The sequence below is a fragment of the Peribacillus folii genome (genome assembly GCF_030271255.1).
GTDB lineage: Bacteria > Bacillota > Bacilli > Bacillales > DSM-1321 > Peribacillus.
Window position 1 is genome coordinate 23,048 of sequence record NZ_JASJOM010000007.1, and the last position, 14,087, is coordinate 37,134.

General features: G+C 43.8%; 15 protein-coding genes and 1 riboswitch. Of the genes, 2 read left to right on the forward strand and 13 right to left on the reverse strand.

The annotated features are described in order from the left end of the window. Positions 1 to 23: 23 nt before the first annotated feature. Together prfB and secA are read right to left on the reverse strand one after the other, a co-directional pair. Positions 24 to 1,122, reverse strand: a protein-coding gene (gene prfB, locus QNI08_RS12940; protein WP_285767846.1) for a peptide chain release factor 2 whose coding sequence is annotated in 2 segments (ribosomal slippage) — positions 24 to 1,058 and positions 1,060 to 1,122 — 1,098 coding nt in all. Because the reading frame shifts where the segments join, the coding sequence is not laid out codon by codon here. Between the two features lie 167 nt (positions 1,123 to 1,289). After that, on the reverse strand, positions 1,290 to 3,803 hold the full coding sequence (secA, locus tag QNI08_RS12945; protein ID WP_285767847.1) for a preprotein translocase subunit SecA: 2,514 nt from the start codon (positions 3,801 to 3,803) through the stop codon (positions 1,290 to 1,292). 394 nt (positions 3,804 to 4,197) lie between these two features. Here secA and QNI08_RS12950 point away from each other — a divergent pair, with 394 nt between their 5' ends. Continuing rightward, positions 4,198 to 4,521 (forward strand): helix-turn-helix domain-containing protein, encoded by a 324-nt coding sequence (locus QNI08_RS12950; RefSeq protein ID WP_061141195.1) that lies wholly within the window; start codon positions 4,198 to 4,200, stop codon positions 4,519 to 4,521. A 132-nt stretch (positions 4,522 to 4,653) separates the two neighbouring features. On the opposite strand, the gene QNI08_RS12955 is transcribed toward QNI08_RS12950, so the two are convergent. The 6 genes from QNI08_RS12955 to flaG all read right to left on the reverse strand — a co-directional run bounded on the left by QNI08_RS12955 (position 4,654) and on the right by flaG (position 8,998). Next, positions 4,654 to 4,785, reverse strand: a complete 132-nt coding sequence (locus QNI08_RS12955) for an anti-repressor SinI family protein (protein WP_285768107.1) — start codon at positions 4,783 to 4,785, stop codon at positions 4,654 to 4,656. A gap of 39 nt (positions 4,786 to 4,824) precedes the next feature. Beyond that, positions 4,825 to 4,910: riboswitch (cyclic di-GMP riboswitch) on the reverse strand. A gap of 625 nt (positions 4,911 to 5,535) precedes the next feature. After that, complete coding sequence (hpf, locus tag QNI08_RS12960; protein ID WP_285767848.1) at positions 5,536 to 6,093, reverse strand: ribosome hibernation-promoting factor, HPF/YfiA family; 558 nt, start codon at positions 6,091 to 6,093, stop codon at positions 5,536 to 5,538. Positions 6,094 to 6,348: 255 nt separating this feature from the next. Beyond that, the gene (fliT, locus tag QNI08_RS12965; protein ID WP_285767849.1) at positions 6,349 to 6,690 is read right to left on the reverse strand and encodes a flagellar protein FliT; all 342 of its coding nucleotides are present in this window, start codon (positions 6,688 to 6,690) and stop codon (positions 6,349 to 6,351) included. Continuing rightward, on the reverse strand, positions 6,690 to 7,091 hold the full coding sequence (fliS, locus tag QNI08_RS12970; RefSeq protein ID WP_285767850.1) for a flagellar export chaperone FliS: 402 nt from the start codon (positions 7,089 to 7,091) through the stop codon (positions 6,690 to 6,692). Before fliS ends, fliT begins: the two co-directional genes overlap by 1 nt. A gap of 24 nt (positions 7,092 to 7,115) precedes the next feature. Beyond that, a complete protein-coding gene (locus tag QNI08_RS12975; protein ID WP_285767851.1) occupies positions 7,116 to 8,624 on the reverse strand; it encodes a flagellar hook-associated protein 2 in 1,509 nt (502 codons plus the stop codon). Positions 8,625 to 8,638: 14 nt separating this feature from the next. Beyond that, positions 8,639 to 8,998 (reverse strand): flagellar protein FlaG, encoded by a 360-nt coding sequence (gene flaG / locus QNI08_RS12980; protein WP_285767852.1) that lies wholly within the window; start codon positions 8,996 to 8,998, stop codon positions 8,639 to 8,641. A 179-nt stretch (positions 8,999 to 9,177) separates the two neighbouring features. On the opposite strand from flaG, the gene QNI08_RS12985 reads away from it, so the two are divergent. Next, on the forward strand, positions 9,178 to 10,020 hold the full coding sequence (locus QNI08_RS12985; RefSeq protein ID WP_285767853.1) for a DNA endonuclease: 843 nt from the start codon (positions 9,178 to 9,180) through the stop codon (positions 10,018 to 10,020). 471 nt (positions 10,021 to 10,491) lie between these two features. Here the strand turns inward: QNI08_RS12985 and QNI08_RS12990 are convergent, their stop codons facing one another. The 5 genes from QNI08_RS12990 to flgL form a co-directional block, all read right to left on the reverse strand. Then, positions 10,492 to 11,757, reverse strand: a complete 1,266-nt coding sequence (locus QNI08_RS12990; protein WP_285767854.1) for a flagellin N-terminal helical domain-containing protein — start codon at positions 11,755 to 11,757, stop codon at positions 10,492 to 10,494. A gap of 138 nt (positions 11,758 to 11,895) precedes the next feature. Further along, positions 11,896 to 12,129, reverse strand: coding sequence for a carbon storage regulator CsrA (gene csrA / locus QNI08_RS12995; RefSeq protein ID WP_285768108.1), 234 nt, complete (start codon positions 12,127 to 12,129; stop codon positions 11,896 to 11,898). Further along, positions 12,129 to 12,572 carry a flagellar assembly protein FliW gene (gene fliW / locus QNI08_RS13000; protein ID WP_285768109.1) on the reverse strand — a complete coding sequence of 148 codons (444 nt, stop codon included), beginning with the start codon at positions 12,570 to 12,572 and terminating at the stop codon, positions 12,129 to 12,131. Before fliW ends, csrA begins: the two co-directional genes overlap by 1 nt. 8 nt (positions 12,573 to 12,580) lie before the next feature. Next, the gene (locus QNI08_RS13005) at positions 12,581 to 13,162 is read right to left on the reverse strand and encodes a DUF6470 family protein (RefSeq protein ID WP_352231221.1); all 582 of its coding nucleotides are present in this window, start codon (positions 13,160 to 13,162) and stop codon (positions 12,581 to 12,583) included. 41 nt (positions 13,163 to 13,203) lie between these two features. Next, on the reverse strand, positions 13,204 to 14,082 hold the full coding sequence (gene flgL / locus QNI08_RS13010; protein WP_285767855.1) for a flagellar hook-associated protein FlgL: 879 nt from the start codon (positions 14,080 to 14,082) through the stop codon (positions 13,204 to 13,206). Positions 14,083 to 14,087: the final 5 nt, after the last annotated feature.

Consider the following 14,087-nt stretch of genomic DNA (forward strand, 5'->3'; position numbering starts at 1 on the left):
ACGGGTCCGGCCATTTCATTCAATTATAATTTTGACCGCAGGTATGCATCGATGAACATATCAATATCCCCATCCATGACCGCACCCAGGTTTCCGGTCTCCGCACTCGTACGGTGATCCTTGACCATGGAGTACGGATGGAAAACATAAGAACGAATTTGGCTTCCCCAGCCAATTTCCTTTTGCTCACCGCGAATTTCATCCAGATCTGCTTGTTGCTGTTCAATTTCACGTTGATAAAGTTTGGCTTTCAGCATATTCATCGCCTGGGCCTTGTTTTTGATTTGCGACCTCTCGTTTTGGCACGTCACTACCGTATTGGTAGGTAAATGGGTGATCCGGACAGCCGAGTCAGTCGTATTGATATGCTGACCGCCAGCGCCGCTTGCCCTGTACGTATCGACCTTCAAATCTTCCGTCCGTATTTCGATATTGATCGTCTCATCGAATTCCGGCATGACTTCACAAGAAACAAATGAAGTATGGCGTCTCCCCGATGAATCGAAAGGAGAAATACGAACAAGACGGTGAACGCCTTTTTCCGCTTTCAAATATCCGTAGGCGTTATGGCCTTTGAAAAGCAGAGTGACACTTTTGATGCCCGCTTCATCACCTGGAAGGTAATCAAGGGTCTCCACTTTAAAGCCTCTTTTTTCACCCCATCTTGTATACATGCGCAGCAGCATCGAACCCCAATCCTGCGATTCCGTTCCGCCTGCACCAGGATGCAGTTCAAGGATGGCGTTTTTCGAGTCATATTCTTCGCTTAATAACAGTTGCAGTTCGAAATCATTCATCTTCTGTGAAAGGATCGTGATTTCTTCTTCAAGCTCTGCCAAAAGTTCAGCATCATTCTCTTCTTTCACTAGTTCATACGTCAGATCCAGATTTTCGTATGACTCGTTCAGTTCAGCCAGCTGGGTGACCTGCTCTTTCAATCCATTCGTTTCATTGATGACGGTCTGTGCTTTTTGCTGATCATTCCAAAAATCAGGGTGTGTCATCTCATTTTCAAGCTGAGCGATTCGTGCCTCTTTTTCATCTAAGTCAAAGAGACCCCCTAAAGTCCGTTAATCGTTGCGCTGTCCGTTCAAGTTCATTTCTAATTTCTCCTAATTCCATTTCCATTCACCTCATCAAATATGTTAAAAAACTCCCTGCAGAGGGATTCCTCCGTGCAAATAAGCCTCTTCAAACTATATGCAAATATACGACTTTATGCAAACGAAACATGAAAAGAGGCGGCAAGTCATACACTTGACCGTCCCTTACTCATTATACACCTACTATTAGCCTACACTGCCATGGCAATTCTTATATTTTTTACCGCTTCCGCAAGGACATAACGTATTTCGGCCAACGTCATCCTTCTTACGGGCCGGAGCCTTTTTCACTTTGCCCCCATCTTCTTCCTTGGGGTTTACCGCTTGTCCTTGTATGACTTCCTTGCGCTCTAAATTGTTGCGGATTTCTGCTTTCATGATGTATTTAGCCACTTCATCTTCCATTGAGGCAATCATCGCCTCGAACATCGCGAAGCCCTCTGATTGATATTCACGAAGCGGATCGATCTGACCATAGGCGCGAAGGTGAATCCCTTGACGCAATTGCTCCATTGCATCGATATGATCCATCCATTTGCTGTCGACTGCACGAAGGACGATAACCTTTTCGAATTCACGCATTTGCTCGTCGGACAGCTCTTCTTCTTTTTGATCATAGTCTTCTTTCACTTTAGCTAAAATGAATTCAACCAATTCCGCTTCATTTTTCCCATCCAAATCAGCTGCGGAAATCGAACCCTCATCGAATAGGTTACCATTCAGGTAATCGACAAGGCCTTGCAGGTTCCAGCCTTCCTCATCACCCATTGGTGCAAATGCCGCCACATTGCGCTCGACGGAGGCAGCTATCATCGTTTCGACGATTTCGCGCAAGTTTTCGCTTTCCATCACATCGAAGCGCTGCTTATAGATGATTTCCCGCTGCTGGCGAAGAACATCATCATATTGCAGTAATTGCTTACGTGAATCGAAGTTATTGCCTTCCACCCGTTTCTGGGCGGACTCAACGGCCCTCGTCACCATCTTGCTTTGAATTGGCTGGGAATCATCCATGCCAAGGCGTGTCATCATGTTCTTCATGTTATCGGAGCCGAAACGGCGCATCAATTCATCTTCCATCGATAAATAGAATTGTGTGACCCCTGGATCTCCTTGACGGCCCGAACGGCCGCGCAGCTGGTTATCGATACGCCTGCTTTCATGGCGCTCCGTACCAATGACGGCAAGCCCGCCGAGCTCCTTCACGCCTTCTCCAAGCTTGATGTCCGTACCACGGCCGGCCATGTTCGTAGCGATCGTAACGGAGCCTTGATTCCCTGCGTTGGCAATGATCTCCGCTTCACGTTCGTGATTCTTCGCATTCAGGACATCGTGCGGAATACCCTTTTTGGATAAATAAGCTGAAATGACTTCAGACGTTTCAATGGCTACCGTTCCAACCAGGACAGGCTGCCCCTTTGCATGCCTTTCGGCGATATCCTCGACGACAGCTCGGAATTTGCCATCGGTTGACGCATAAATGAGATCGGCCCGGTCATCCCTGATGATATTCCTGTTTGTCGGAATCGCAATGACGTTCATATTATAGATATTGCGGAATTCCTCTTCTTCCGTTTTGGCAGTCCCGGTCATGCCGGAAAGCTTTTCGTACATCCGGAAGTAATTCTGGAAGGTGATCGTCGCAAGCGTCATGCTTTCATTTTGGATTTCAAGTCCCTCTTTCGCCTCAATGGCCTGGTGGAGGCCTTCACTGTAACGACGGCCTTTCATCAAACGGCCAGTGAATTGGTCGACAATGACGATTTCACCTTCCTGGACGACATAATCCACATCCAAATGCATGGAAACATGCGCCTTCAACGCCTGGTTGATATGATGATTCAAAGTAACGTGGCTTATATCGAATAAGTTATCGATATTGAACGCTTTTTCAGCTCTGTTCATGCCTTCTTCGGTCAGCTGTACGCCCTTTGTCTTTTCATCATACGTATAATCCTTTTCTTTTTGCAGCGTTTTGACAAACGCATTGGCCTGGATATAAAGCTGGGCCGATTTTTGGGCCGAGCCGGAGATGATCAACGGTGTCCTCGCCTCATCGATCAAAATCGAATCGACTTCATCGATTACAGCAAAATGCAAGGGGCGCTGGACCATTTGTTCTTTATATAACACCATGTTGTCACGCAGGTAATCGAAGCCTAACTCATTATTCGTGCTATAGGTAACATCGGCATTATACGCCTCTTGTTTTTCCTCTTTTGAATGGCTGTTCAGGTTCAGGCCGACGGTCAAGCCAAGGAATTCAAATAATACTCCCATCTCGGAGGCATCACGGTGGGCCAAGTATTCATTGACCGTAACGACATGGACACCTTTGCCAGTGAGCGCGTTCAAATAGACCGGCATGGTGGATGTCAGCGTTTTACCTTCCCCCGTTTTCATTTCCGAAATATTGCCGTCATGAAGGGATGCCCCGCCCATGATTTGAACGCGGTAAGGATATAAGCCAAGGGCACGCTTCGCCCCTTCACGGGCAACAGCAAAAGCCTCGACGAGCAAATCGTCGACGGTCTCCCCATTTTGGTAGCGCTCCTTGAACTGCCCCGTTTTGGCACGCAGCTGCTCATCCGATAAGGCTGCCGTCTCATCAGCAAGCGCTTCGACTTGGTCAGCAACTCTTTCCAGACGTTTTATTTCTCGCTTATTCGGATCAAAAACTTTATTTAATATATTAAGCATTCAATAACGCTCCTCTATTAGGGTAATGATCATACAGTGGCAAAATTCATATAAGTAAGAAGAAATGCATCTTCTATTATTCCTAATCCTCGTTTAATTTTACCACTTCTATCCTAGAGGTACAACTTCATGTCACTTCCATGCCTATTGTCCCGAATTCAATTCTTGCGAAAAACAATGGATAAACTATGAGTAAAACTGTTAAAATAGAAGGAAGTATAATTTTATTCTTGGAAATTCCCCACTATTCCAAAAGCAAATGTGAATGATCCATAACCTTCCATCACTAGCTGCTGCCAAGGTAATCCAACCAGATTTCATGTTTGAATTTTTAAAAGGTGGGCTACTAAAATTTAAAGTAGAAGATAAATAGAACATGTTTCGAGGTGGTATTATGATTGGTGAACGTGTAAAAAAACTGCGTGAAGAAAAGAAGATGTCGATGACTGAACTTGCCGATAAAGCCGGGGTGGCAAAGTCTTACTTAAGTTCGCTAGAGCGTAACTTACAAACGAATCCTTCAATTCAATTTCTCGAAAAAATCTCCGCCGTCCTTAACATTCCTGTTGATGCCCTGCTTTACGATGCACCAAATAAGGAAACCTTGGACAATGACTGGATGAAAATCGTGGAGGAAGCCATGAATTCTGGCGTGTCGAAGCAGCAATTCAGGGAATTCATCGAGTTCAATAAATGGAGAAAAGATAAAGAAGAATAGAAGTTTATTAGTCTACCTACATACTCCTGAAGTGAACGGCTTGAAAAGGCTAGACTCACTTAAAATTCATGGGAATTATAAGCCCTATGAACAGCAATGCGAACAATGCTGTTCATAGGGTGTTTTAGTCTCTTAATTTCCATCGCTCTCCTCTAGCGGAAGCTCAAGGCATTTCCGTTCAAAAAAAGCACTAATTTCCTCTTTTTTAAAACCCAAGCTCCGTGCTTCTGATATCAACTCCACCCATTCCTGATCCATTTCCATGTTAGCCACCTCTTCTACCTCCTAAAATACCTTTGTATTTCAGGCAGACCAGCCATCTTAGTCGAGCGGACCTTAGACCTGTGCCTTTGCGCCCTTATTTTTCAATAAGTTTGCCTTTGTCGTGGTACTAATTACCAAATACATCGCTTGTTAAACATATTATACCGGATACTCGCACCATATATTGTTATATTATGTCGCCAAACTAGCAAAATGCAAAAAATTTTATCCGACAAAATATTACAATATTAAGAAAATTCAAGTCCCTCTTCATCCACTTCACTTTCTTTTTTTTATGAAATAAAAAATGTTGCTCTTCCTATTCGGCTGATTTTGCCTATTAACTCTCTCCATCACCAGCGGATCCAAGGCTTTTTGCACAGTCAGGTCATCACCGCAGGTCGGGCAAAGCCACAGTCCATATTCTGCACTGCTAAAAGAAGCCCGATGGCATTTATGGCAATTCTTTTGATACAAGCTATCCAACCCCTCTGCACCTTGATCAAATTGTTTTTTATAAATAACTTAATGTTCTTTTTAAAGAACTAACAATTTGAGTATAGTACAAAAGCAAGAATCAATAGAATAGGTACTATTAACTATTTATCTTATTAAAGAACAGTATCGTTCTCTAAATAAAACATCCTATCCGCATGAACATCGCCACAGTTCACTGCCCTGAACACACTCTATCAACAAGCAAAAAAGCACAACCCATTCCTGGGCTGTGCTTAGTTCAAGGATTCAGTTTTAGCTAGGTTCGATCAAGCCGTAGCGGCCATCCTTACGACGGTATACCACGTTCGTTGTGTTAGTGTCAGCATTCGTATAAACGAAGAAGCTGTGGCCAAGCATATTCATTTGCAGAATCGCTTCCTCACTGTCCATCGGCTTCAAATCAAAGCGCTTATTGCGGACCACTTCCACATCATTATCATCTTCGAATTCATCGACCGCTTCATCAACGTCCGTATTGAAAGCAAATGCTTCCGGAGTCGTTGATAAGTTGTTCCTGAATTTACGGTTGACCTTCGTTTTATGTTTACGAATTTGGCGTTCAAGCTTATCATTGATCAAGTCAATGGCAGCATACATATCCGCATTTTCCTCTTCAGCACGAAGAACCAAATTCTGCATAGGAATCGTCACTTCGACCTTGGATGTATTATTGTTCACTTTCAAATTGACTAACACATTTGCATCTGGTGTATTGTTAAAATACCGTTCTAGCTTGCCGATTTTCTTTTCGACGTATTCTCGAATTGCTGGAGTTACCTCAATGTTTTCACCGCGTACGTTGTAATTCATAAAGTGAGTCCTCCTTAAATTAAGACTATAACAGTTAGATTCTACAATACCCCTCCTGTTTCCTTTGGAAACATATCATGAAATATGTCGAAATTACGAAACAATTGTCGGAAGGTTTTTGAAAGGGTTGATGTCTTCCCTAGCCTCATTATAACAAATGCCTGACGATAATGAAAAAATTAAGCATAAATAATTTACAGAAAATTTAAATATTTTTAACATAAAAGCCGTTTGGAAACCAAACGGCTGGGTATATCAATTTCTTTTATCGTAAAACATGCCGTCGATCGATAGACTTTCATATGGATTCATATATTTATTGGAGGACTTTTTCTTTTTGTTTATTTCCTGGATGTCCCGCTGTATCTCCTGCTTTTGAAGCTTCAGCAGGCTGTCGACCTGCTGATTAAGCAGCATCGTCCTGCGGCCCAGCTGCTGCTCTGCATCAGTAAAGGGCGGCTTGATTTGTGCTAGGGCCTCATCCCTTCGATCGATCAGCTCGATGATTTTCCCGATTTTATCCTCACGTTCCTCAATTGCCCTATCCTCCAGAACGGCAAGCAATTCATTGGTCAAGTCGTGAAAGGCTTGAAGCATTACACTTGCCCGCTTTGGCTGAATTGTTTTTTGCGATTGATCTGAATGACTTCCTTCCACGTATTACGGAAGTCCGTGACAAGTCCTTCCACCTCATCCAAGGCAGCCACATCATTTTTCGTATTCGCCTCTATCAGGCGGCGATTCATGAAGTCATACAGAATCATCATTTCCTTGGACACCTCGACATCCATGTTCAGCGTCACCATCAATTCATGGATGATGTTTTGCGCCTTGATGATGTTGGTGTTTTTCGCTTCGATGTTTCCTGCTTCAATGGCCTTCCGCCCAAGCGTGATGAACTTCAGGCAGCCATTGTAAAGCATCAATGTCAGCTCTCCCGGGGACGCCGTATTGACCGAATTTTGTTGATACGATTGATAGGGATTATTAATCGCCATATTTATCTTCCTCTCCCGCTTGCCTTAACTAAAATAAGATGCTAACGATGAACTTTGGCTGTTCGCCTTCTGGATTGCCTTTTCCATCGCCGTGAACTGGCTGTAATAGCGGGATTCCAGCTTCGTTAGCTTTGCTTCGAACGCTGAAATCCTCGTATCCAGTCCATTGACCATTTTCCCGATGGTAAAATTGTTATTCACATATCCGGCCTTCCCGGCTTTTTCCGTTATGACCTTCATCGAAGATTGTATATCATCACGCAAACGGCGTGCCAGTCCCTTTTCCCCTTTTTCCGCTCCGTCAGCCATGAACATATTGTAAATCGCATTCGGGTCCTCGCTGATCGCTGCCCGGAGCTTGTCCTCATCAATCGTCAGTTTACCGCCCTCCAAGTAATTCTTAGTCGTGGTAATGCCCAGGCTGCTGAGATTGTTTTTTCCCGCAATCCCATCCACAGCGGTGTATAGGGAGGTTCTCATCGTGGTCAAGAGGCTTTTAAGCGTCGAGTCGCTTTTTAGCATTCCGCTTTTCGCCTTCTCTTCCCACAGCTTCACTTCGTCTTCCGTCATTTCCTTCTTTTGCTCAGCAGTCAGCGGGGTGAAGGAGCGATATTTCGCTTCGCCGGTTTTATCCTGGACCTTTTTAATGATTTCATTGTATTTGTTCACAAACTGCGTGACCGTGTCCAAAACGGCATCCACATCAGCCGTCGAAGAGAACGTGACGGTATCTGTCGTTTTTTGCTTTACCGTAATTTCCGCTCCATTGATTTGGAACGTATTCGAAGGGCGGGAAATATCCAGGCCATTATACGTAACCGATGCATTTTCGCCTTTTGTGCCGCCAGCCTCTTCATTGTTGCTGCTCAGTTTTAACGCAGCAAAAAAATCTCCGCTGCCACCCAGTTTAATTTCAGGTCCATCCTTGACATCACCGGTATTTTTGGCGGTGACCGAAAAGTTTTGCGAATTTTGATCAAAAAACAGCGTGACCCCCGAATTGGCATTGATTTTATTGATGACACTCTCCAGGGTATCATCGGCATTAAGCGTAAGCGTATACGGCTTAGGCGTCACACCAGCATTATCTACCGTATCGAAGCCGCCCTCTTTATTTGGAGCCAATATCGTAATCTCTTGAGGTGCCGTGATACCTAATTCCGACAATTTCTTTTTCGCGTCAGTGACAGCCGACTTTTCCGTACTGGCCATCGTTGCTGCCTTGGCAAGACTGTTCACCTTGATATTTCCTGTAAAGTCACTTGCCGAGCTTACATTTTTTACGGATATGGCCTCTGGATTCGAAACCGATACCTTCTTTTTAATGAAAGAAGATTGCTTCCCGATCCCATCACGGATGAGCGTATCCAATTCCGATAATGAAGTATTGATCGAGCGGTAATCATCGCGCTGCCACTCGGAGTACTGCTTTTTCTGGGTCAATTTGTCCAAAGGCACCCGTTCCGCCTGCATCATGCTTTTGACCAATTCATCTATGTCCATTCCACTTGCCAATCCACTGATCCGTACCATATTTCATCACCCGCTTATATTTTTTCATCGACCATTATGCCGACAAACTCTGTCATTGCCGCATAGAAATCCAATAATTTTTTAGGGGGAATTTCCCTGATCGTCTCATCGGTTACGTCATCCACAACCTTGACATAATACTCATGAAGCTTTTCATGATACTCAAAGCGTACCGCCGTATGTGTCGGGTTGAGGAAGGTGTTTAAGCTCTCCACCACTTCCTGAACCTTTTCTTTCGTTGGCTGGCTGCTTTCCGCACTTTGTTCCGAATAGGCCAGCGTATTCATTTCACGCTGATAATAAGAACTGATACCATCCGAGATGGCTGTTCTGAGTTGTGAGGAAAGAATATTCGTGGACAAACTCTCCAGCATCTTAATAGCCCCCAATATGTTGTCTTTAGTTTTTATATCGGTTCTGAAATTGAACTTTACAGTGTTCATACAAAGGTTTTATCATTATACTGAGAACAAACATTCTGTTTCGAAAGGAGATAACATGATTAAAAAGGAAGTAGAGGAAAGGAATTCAGACTTTTATTAAGGAGGTGTCCATGATGATGCTTACTGAAATTCAGAGAAATATATTATACGCAAGCATAATAAGTGACGGGGAAATCACGAAAATTTATAAAAATAGCAGGAGAAAGAACAATAGCTACCGAGAGCACTACGGTATATCTCAAGAAGAGTACCGAAAATGGAAAGTCGCCTTCTTTGATGGGCTATTGTATATAACTCCGGCAAGCCAATCTGTACGTTCCGCATCTTTAGAATTATTCACTAACTTATTCCCTCATTTTTACAGAAAAGATGGAACTAAATATCTTCCTTTCACTTTAATTAAAAATTGTCTATTACCACATTTCTTAGCTATTCTATACATGGATGATGGCTCTTTAAGCATCTCGTTTAGGGTAAATCATAATAAGAAAATCATCTACCTCACACCTCATATTTACCTATACCTTCAGTGTTATCGTAAGGACGAATTAGAGAAGTTAAAGGACCATATTTTCACCACCTATGAGTTATCTTTTAGACTGGGTGCTCGTAAGGATGGACATGGATTCATTCTAAAAACTACTTCTGTTAAAGAAACGTTTCGTTTCCTTGAACTAATCGAACCTGTGACTACAACCTGTTCTTCTATGTTATATAAAACCTCTTGGGATTTTAGATATCAAAAAGAAATAATTAAATGGAAATCGAAGTATCCTGACTACACGGTTGTTACCAGCAGTTCCGATCGGTCTAAACCTTATTCTCCAGATGAAATCAAATTATTAAATCAACTCAAAGAAATTGGATACTCGACAAATGAAATAGCAAAGGTGCTAAAAAGAAGTTATTGGTCCGTTAATTACAAATGGAAAGATATTAAAAAAAGAAACTAACACCACTTCTTGATAGCATTCCATACAAAATGATAATTTCTATCCATTTGCTTTATAGAAAAAAAGAGACCCTAGCAAAACTAGAGTCTCTTTCACGTTATTAACGAAGAAGTTGTAAAACTCCTTGTGGTTGTTGGTTCGCTTGCTTTGCGACTATGTCTTTCGAGCATAGAATAGACTATATCTTCACCCTTAACTTAATAAGGGGCTGGGCACTTCGAATGGCTGCTGCCACCCTACGGATTTCATGGTCATAGCTTTCGCCTTAGACTGTATATCCTAGTCGTTGAACCTTCTCCAGAGTTTCCTCAAAGGAGCTTGGCTGCTGATTGTCCATTGTGTCATCTCCATCATTTTCAGACCATCACGCTTACTGTTTCCAGTTACGTTGTGGTTGGTAGAGCTTTAGGAAGTTCCAGCAATTCACCCAGTCATCCTTTTATCCATTACTGGATAAAACGCCCTTCAAATTTACCTTAGAAGTTGTAAAACTCCTTGAGGTGCGGAATTTGCTTGAGCCAACATTGCTTGAGAAGCTTGTGCCAAGATGGAGTTTTTAGTTTGCTCCATCATTGTTTTAGCCATATCGGTGTCTCGTACACGTGATTCAGCAGCAGTCAGGTTTTCAGAAGAAGTACCCAAGTTGTTGATTGTGTGCTCTAAACGGTTTTGGTTAGCACCTAATTTAGAACGTTCTGCCGATACTTTATCGATCGCAGATTGGATTTTCGTGATAGCAGCTGATGCGTTTTTAGCGTTAGAAACATCAAGACCAGATTCAACGCCTGTAGAATCAGTTCCGTTGCTTACATCAGCAGTAGCAGTGAAGCCTGTTCCTGTACCTGTCAATCCAAGAGCGCTTGCACGCATATCTTTGATTTCAAGTGTTAGGCTTTGGTTTTCGTTAGCACCGATTTGGAATTGAAGACCTGCGCCAGCTTCAACAGCATCTTTGGCTTTTACTTCAGCAGACCCATCTACAGTTGCAGCAGCATCTACTGATAAGCCTGCGTCTCCACCGATAGTTGCTGCAGTCGCAGATTCAAAACCAGCTTTTTGTTCAATTTTAAGGTTAGTCCCGTCAACAGAAGCAGTATATTTGTCTTTCAAGTCAGCGTTCGAATTGATCGCTGCAGCTAAGCCAGCAAGATCTTTGAACTCACCATTTGCTGCATCATCTGCAGCAGCGGCCGTGAAAGTTGCTCCATCGATTTCAACTGTCTTACCAACAGTAGTATCTAGAGTACCTGTTGATGTTACGCTACCTTTAACAGCAGCAGCAGCAGGTACAGCTGCTTGTGATACAGTTTTGCTATCTTTAGCACCGTTCAATAATTTTTGCGTATTGAACTCAGTCGTGTTACCGATACGGTTGATTTCAGATGTTAGGGAATCCATTTCTTTTTGGATTTCGCCGCGGTCGTTTGTTGTATTAGTATCAGTAGATGCTTGAGTAGCAAGTTCACGCATACGTTGAAGGATGTCAGTTGTTTCGTTTAATGCACCTTCAGCCGTTTGGATTAAAGAAATCGCATCTTGTGAGTTACGGGAAGCTTGATCCAATCCGCGGATTTGGCCACGCATTTTTTCAGAGATTGCCAGACCTGCAGCATCGTCACCAGCGCGGTTGATACGCATACCTGAGGCTAGTTTCTCCATAGATTTAGATTGCGCGTTTGTCGCACTTGATAATTGACGGTGCGTGTTAAGAGCTGAGATATTGTGATTGATGATCATTTGTATTTCCTCCTTGAGTTTTCAGTTCCCACATCCATGTGGTTCATTACGACGGGCAGTGACTAAGTCGGCCGCCTATATCATGGCCCGTCGTTGTATAGTTAATATCGGCCTGCTTCGAAACATATTTAGCGGATTTTACGATTTTTTCTTGAAATACTCATTTATGTTTTCCAAAAGATTGGATTCAGTTTGGGCGGCTTCGCCATTTTCCTGCTGGATCGATAGATAGATTTCCTTTCTATGGATCTCGACATTTTTCGGAGCATTGATTCCAAGCTTGATCTGCTCTCCCTCAATCGAGAGGATCGTAATTTCGATATCATCGCCGATCATGATCGATTCGTTAGGTTTTCTTGTCAATACGAGCATCATTTCGCCCCCTGTTCAATGCGGGGTTCAAACAGTTTATGCTTTGTGCGGTAATCACTGCCGCTCATGATGAATTGCTTGCCTAATTTTTTCGAGCCATTTATGATGACAGGAGCCTGAAGGTTTGCCGTCGATTGATTGAAGGGATCAGAAATCGTCAAAATCACGAACGTAAGGACATCCTGTTCTTTTTCTATTTGTAAAAGCTCGAGCACTTCATCTGTAAGCTTCACTTCGTAATCAGGAAATACATCAAAAGGGTTCGTCACAATGAAGGCAATCTCTCTTGTCCTTGTCGATTGCAGGACGAAAAACGGGGTGTCATCCAACGTGAGCAGGCCAAACTGCTTTTCCTCCAAAAAGCCCGGCAGCCCGCTTTCGAAATGATAAATCTCTTCTGCGGCCAATTCGATATCGCCATGAAATTTCGTTTGCACTTTCATCACTGTTCTCACTCACCTGTCTGATCCGGATATAAATTCATGAAGTCTATATCCAGCGTATTTTTTTGTAAAATTTCCACATTCACACGGCCCGGTGTGTATGTATGTTCCGGCCTGTTGATCTGGGCATCAATGATCGGTTTTTGGGCGGTTGCTTCAATCTCCACCTGTGCCGGCTCGTAGTCAAGCTGCACGCTGAAATAAGAGGGAATCCAGCCAAGATTGAATTGCTTTTCCGCTCCCTTGCTGTTTTGCTTGGCCTGATCGGCGAGCGGACTGCCGCCTCTTTCAATGTGCCTCAGCTCCGTCCCCTGCTGCGAGCGCCGAGCCATGCCTGCGAGCCAATCCTGGTATCCCTGCTGGGCAAATTCCTCCACTCGCTTGGAGATGCTTTTCAAATCCATATCCTCCCTGGCCTTTGTCTGATCGATCGTCAGCTTGCCTGGAGACGTATGGATTTCCAAAATGGCCTGTGGCTGTTCGATCGATTGGACCGCTGCCTTTTGTTCGATTTGCTGTACAGGCTGTTCGATATCCAACCCAATCTTCATTGGGGCGGATTGCAATCTAATTTGCGGAATCTGCATCATCAACACTCCTTATAGAAAAAAGCTATCCATTTAAGAATAGCTTAGCGTAGAAAATCCAATAAACTCGGCTGCATGATTTTTGCCCCGATACTTAAGGCGGCGCTATGGACGCTTTCCTGGGTCGTCAAATCCATGATCGCCTTTTCGATATCGACATCCTCGTTTTTTGAAAGGATCGAGGTAGCAAAAACCTCCTGCTGCTTGAGACGGTCCGTCATTAGCTCAATCCGGTTTTGCCTGGCGCCGACCTGGGCCTGCATGCCTAAGAATGTATTGATGGTTGCATCAAGCCCGTCAAGCGTCCCGGTCACATCCCCGCCGCTTTCCAGTGCAGCGATCGTCTTGTCGATGCTTCCGCCATTGGCCAACGCATCCCCAAAAACCTTCGAGCCGTCCGTGTTGATTTTCAAGGAAATCCCGGAAAACACCTCAAGGTTTATATCTCCTTTGCCATACACGATATTCCCATTCGCGTCTTTAACGGAAGAGGGCTTCACATTCGTATCCTGGCCGTTGAAAATATACTTCCCGCCGATCTGTGTGTCACCAAGGGTGATGAGATGTTCCTTCAATTGCTTGATTTCCTCGGCAACGTTTTTCAATTGATCGCCTTCATAGGTGCCATTGCTTCCTTGGACCGTCAGCTCCCGAATCCGCTGCATCGCGGAAACTGCTTCTGAAATGGTATCATCCGTACTGTCGATCCAATTCGTCGCCTCGGATATATTGCTTTGATACTGTCCGATTTGGTTCAAATTCGTCCGGTACCCCATGCCCATCATGGCCGCAACCGGGTCGTCTGATGGTTTGGAAAATTTCTTTTGAGAGGAAACCTGCTCTTGCAGCTTGGCCATTTTTTCGTAGCTGCTGCTTAAATTGGTTAACATATTATTGGTTAGCATCGATTGCGTTACCCGCATGTTCG